Below are 4015 nucleotides of genomic sequence, written 5' to 3'. Positions count from 1 at the left end.
TACCGCCTCGCGGTGACATCGTTTTTATGTCAACCTTGGTCTAACAGAGCCTTGTTAAAAGAAGTGAAAGAAAGCAAAAGAAGTTAAAGCTTGCAAAAGAAGTTAAAACTTGCAAAAGAAGTTAAAGCGGGGGGTGCGGGGCGGCACTTGGGGACGTTCCTTTTCTGTCGGCACCTGGGGACAATCCTGAGGGGTAGTCATTGGGGACGTTCTTAAACGACTAGTCGTCAGGGACACTCTTTGCCGAGCCTTGCCGTCTGCGGATTTTGGGACATGTGGCCCGCTTTTTGGGCCCACCTGTCGCGGGGGACACTCTTCGGCCACTCATTGGGGACGTACTTAAATGAGTGGTCTCGTGAGCTTGAGGGCGAGACGGGCGCTCGTTACAAGGTGAATGTCGTGGACACATGGGACATGACGGAGGAGGAGTTTCCCGGAACCTTTGAGGGCAAGTTCCGCATCGACCTCCCTAGTAAACAATATATGTTGCTTCGTCTGACCAAAGTAGAGGCGTAAAACAGAGAGATAATTGGCTCCGGACGCGATTTGCTGCATGAACATCATAAGGGCAGCCCCTGTGGTGGTCGCGGCTATGCACACCCGGGGCTATGGCGCGTGAGGAGCGAATATGCAGGAGTTCTTCGGAATCGATGTGGGCGGTACGGCCGTTAAATGGGCTGTGCTGGGCGAGGATTTTTCCATCCGCGAGCGCGGGAGCCTGCCGACGGGCTTTACCACGGCTGAGGAGACGGTTTCGGCGCTGATCGGGCTCGTCGAGCCGTACTGTGAGCGCGTGAGCGCCGTAGGCGTGAGCGCACCCGGCGGTATCTACGAGGGAGACGTCGCGGGAACGGTCCATCGCGGCGGTGCGCTCACGTTTATGGACGGCTGCCCGCTGGGAAAGCTCATGCGCGAGGCGCTGGGGGTGCCGGTTGCCGTCAATAACGACGGTAAGTGCTGTGCACTCGGTGAGTATGCGGCTGGCGCCCTGCGCGGGACGCGTTTTGGCGTGGTGCTCGCTATTGGCACGGGCATCGGCGGCGGTATCGTCATCGACGGCAAGGTCCTGCGCGGCGCGCACTGTTTTGCAGGCGAGTTCAGCTTCTTGCGCAACGATGTCACGACTGCCGCGAACATGGGAAACTCCTTTGCCGATTCGGGCGGCTGGCGTGCGCTCCGCGATGCGGCCGTTGCCGAGAAGGGCCTGCCTGCGGGTTCTCCGGTAGACGGCCGCCGCGTCTTTGAGTGGATCGCGGGCGGCGACAAGGCGGCGCAGCGCGCGCTCGACCGTTACGCTCGCGCCTTTGACGGACAGCTCATCAACCTGCAGGCCGTGCTCGACCCCGAGGTCTTTGTGATCGCAGGTGGCATCTCGTGCCATCCCGAGCTCATCGATGCCCTGCGCGCGCAGATGCCGCTGGCCCTCGCGGGTTACGAAGGGACCCTTGCCGGCATTCCTGTGCCGCAGATAAAGGTGGCCGAGCTCGGCAACGACGCCAACCTTTACGGTGCTGTCCAGGAAGCCATGCGCCTGGTGTAGCGCGAGCCAAACGAGGCTGTCGAAAAAGATAAAGGCCGGCGTGAACCGCCCGCATCGACGCCCTGCCTGCGCTAAACTGGAAGGCACGTACGCGATTACGAGAGGAGCCCGCATGGAGGCTTACAAGCAAGAGTTCATCAAGTTTATGGTTGAGTCCGACGTTCTTAAATTTGGCAGCTTTACGCTCAAGAGTGGCCGTCAGTCCCCGTTCTTTATGAACGCCGGCGCCTACGTGACGGGCTATCAGCTCAAGAAGCTGGGCGAGTATTATGCCCAGGCCATTCACGATAACTTTGGCGACGACTTTGATGTGCTGTTTGGACCGGCCTACAAGGGTATTCCGCTGGCCGTCGTGACCGCCATTGCCTACCACGAGCTGTACGGCAAGGAGGTCAAGTACTGCTGCGACCGCAAGGAGGCCAAGGACCACGGTGCCGACAAGGGCAACCTGCTGGGCTATGAGCCCCAGGACGGCGACCGCGTGGTGATGGTCGAGGACGTCACTACCTCCGGCAAGTCCATCGACGAGACCTATCCCAAGGTCATGGCTGCGGCCGATGTCGAGATCAAGGGTCTTATCGTCTCGCTCAACCGCATGGAGGTCGGCAAGGGTGGCGTGACCACCGCTCAGAAGGAGATCGAGGCCAAGTACGGTTTCCCCGTCGCGAGCATCGTTTCCATGGCCGAGGTCGTCGAGACCCTCTACAACCACGAGATCGACGGCAAGGTCGTCATCGACGACGAGCTCAAGACCGCCATCGACGCCTACTACGAGCAGTACGGAGTCAAGTAGGTTCCGCGGTTTTACCAAACCGCGGAACCGGCCGACGCTGCGCGGGCCGCATTTGGACAATCTGACGTTCAACTTCAAGGGCGCGACCAGAAGGTCAGCGCCCTTTCGTTTCACGTCACCTTGTCTCAAATGCGACCCGCTCGCTCATATGACCCAATCCACTGTCAAGGGCCACAATGGCCCCGCCGACCGCTTGCAATCGGTCGGCGGGGCCTGCCGTTAAACCCGTCCCGGTCCGCCCCCGGCATGCCATCGACGCCTTCGGCTCAGTCTCATATCCGCGGATACCGCTCCGGCGGCCCGCAATCCTCTCCTTCGGCGGGGTTCCCCTAGTCTGTCTTCGCGCATGCGGCGGCCGCCGCGCGCACAGCGAGAACGGGGGTGTCCCCGAAGGCTGCCCGGCTCGCCGGGACGGGGGCTTATGTCTATTCCGCGCCCTCCCGGCACATCGTGCCGAGGGCCCACAGCCACCTCACGAGCTCGGCCGCGGTGGCCGCGTTCGCCTTCGCCTGCGGCATCCCGCGGGCGATCATCTCCTCGCGGCGGCGCAGGAGCCTCTCGGACCCCTTCCTCCCGTGCATCCTTATCTCGAGGGGCACGCCGGAGCCCTTGGGCATCAGCTTCGGCTGGTGGCCGGCCTGGGCATAGCACCAGGACCCCTCGACAGCCAGCTTCCTGACGAGCGCGTTGCCGGCCCCGCTGATTCCGCCGAGGCGCACGGAGTCCGCGCTCGACCTCTGCTTCGGGGCGAGGCCGAAGTAGGCCGTCACCTGCCTGCCGGAGCGGAACCTCGAGAAGTCGCCGACCTCGGACGCGAAGGCGGCGGCGAGCGCGAACCCGCACCCCTTGATCGACTGGAGCGCCTCGACCTCGGCCGAGAGGGGGCCCGCCGCGACGGCGGCCCTGTATTCGGCGAGGAGGGCCTCCCTCGTCTCGTCGGCCGCCTCGACCTCGTTCCTCAGCGCCGCAAGCGCCCGGATGCCTCCGTCGTCGGCGGGGTGTATGCCGTCGAGCCACCTGAGGAAGCCGTACGTCCAGTACTTCCGGGGGTTGCCGGCCGGCGTCGTGCCGCCGTAGACATAGCCGCGGCGGGCTAGGAACGCCAGGAGCCGCTGCTTCGCCGCCGCGAGCCTCGCGGTCGCCGCGTCGTGGGCGGCGGCGAGGTCCCTGAGCCCCTCGATCTCGGGGGACGGCACCCATACCGGGGTGACGTCGTGCGACAGTATCGCCTTGGCCATCCTGGCCGCGTCGTTGCGGTCGTTCTTGGACGAGAGGTCGGCGGCCGACCTCGGGACCTTGGAGACGGCCGCGACGACGCAGTCGACGCCGAGCCCGGAGAGCTCCCTTTGCGGGGCGAAGCCGAGGTAGCCGCTCTCGTAGGCGGCGAGCGACGGGCCGGGGAAGCCCGACATCCACTCCGCGACCTCGCCCCAGGGGTTGCCGCGGAACCTCCTCGTCACGGCCTCGCCCGTCTCCGCGTCGAGCGCGCAGACGGTGGTGGACCTGAGGTGTACGTCCATTCCGAAGGCGGTAGAATATCTAGGCACGGGAGCCTCCCAACCTCGTTGCGGCGCGGCTGCGCCTCTGGCACTTCAACAACATTGTCGCAGCCCCGACCCGCGGTCACGAGCGGGGGCTCCTGTCGTTTCCGTGCCCCTGGATTGGGTCATAGTGTCTGTCGT

4 protein-coding genes are annotated in these 4015 nt (G+C 64.1%); 3 read left to right on the top strand and 1 reads right to left on the bottom strand.

Going from position 1 to position 4015, the window contains the following annotated elements:
* Nucleotides 1–273 precede the first annotated feature (273 nt).
* The 3 genes from DWV32_RS10505 (at nucleotide 274) to pyrE (ending at nucleotide 2333) form a co-directional block, all read left to right on the top strand.
* Entirely contained in the window at nucleotides 274–516 is a 243-nt protein-coding gene (locus tag DWV32_RS10505) for a DUF5605 domain-containing protein (protein WP_158566144.1), read from the top strand.
* A gap of 112 nt (nucleotides 517–628) precedes the next feature.
* On the top strand, nucleotides 629–1540 hold the full coding sequence (locus tag DWV32_RS09900; RefSeq protein ID WP_117758030.1) for an ROK family protein: 912 nt from the start codon (nucleotides 629–631) through the stop codon (nucleotides 1538–1540).
* A 112-nt stretch (nucleotides 1541–1652) separates the two neighbouring features.
* Nucleotides 1653–2333: an orotate phosphoribosyltransferase gene (pyrE, locus tag DWV32_RS09895; protein WP_117758029.1), complete on the top strand. Its 681-nt coding sequence runs from the start codon at nucleotides 1653–1655 to the stop codon at nucleotides 2331–2333.
* 425 nt (nucleotides 2334–2758) lie between these two features.
* Here the strand turns inward: pyrE and DWV32_RS09890 are convergent, their stop codons facing one another.
* Entirely contained in the window at nucleotides 2759–3853 is a 1095-nt protein-coding gene (locus DWV32_RS09890; protein WP_118260311.1) for an IS110 family transposase, read from the bottom strand.
* Between the last annotated feature and the right edge of the window lie 162 nt (nucleotides 3854–4015).

The sequence above is a fragment of the Collinsella sp. AF04-24 genome (genome assembly GCF_003465685.1).
In the GTDB taxonomy this organism is placed as follows: domain Bacteria; phylum Actinomycetota; class Coriobacteriia; order Coriobacteriales; family Coriobacteriaceae; genus Collinsella; species Collinsella aerofaciens_AP.
The sequence above is the reverse complement of the archived record's forward strand: the minus strand, read 5'-3'. Positions and strand labels throughout refer to the sequence as shown.